The following is a 247-nucleotide window of genomic DNA, read 5'->3' on the forward strand; positions in this document are numbered from 1 at the left end:
GCCTCCATGCGTGCCCGCTGGGCCTGGAACACCTGGACGAAGCGCGCACGCCCACCGCCGCTTTCGGCATCCGCCTCGATCATGTCGCCCGGCTCGCTCACCTGGTCACTCGGCGAACACGGCCAGCAACGGCCCCAGCACCACGCTGGCGGCGGCCAGGCCCAGCAACAGGCGGGGCTGGTATGGCAGGCCGAACACCCACAGGGTCACCCCGGCCATCATCACTGCGGTCCACTCCACCAAGCCA

Annotated in this window: 1 protein-coding gene and 1 pseudogene; both read right to left on the bottom strand. The window is 70.4% G+C overall.

What is annotated here, in order from left to right; all coding sequences use genetic code 11:
* Positions 1–101: pseudogene (locus FQ668_RS29135) on the bottom strand (RNA polymerase sigma factor); the annotation flags it as partial.
* A 4-nt stretch (positions 102–105) separates the two neighbouring features.
* A partial coding sequence (locus tag FQ668_RS27960; protein WP_144180840.1) for a DUF3325 family protein occupies positions 106–247 on the bottom strand: 142 nt, incomplete at its 5' end.

This window comes from Pseudomonas sp. Kh14, assembly GCF_900291005.1.
In the GTDB taxonomy this organism is placed as follows: domain Bacteria; phylum Pseudomonadota; class Gammaproteobacteria; order Pseudomonadales; family Pseudomonadaceae; genus Aquipseudomonas; species Aquipseudomonas alloputida.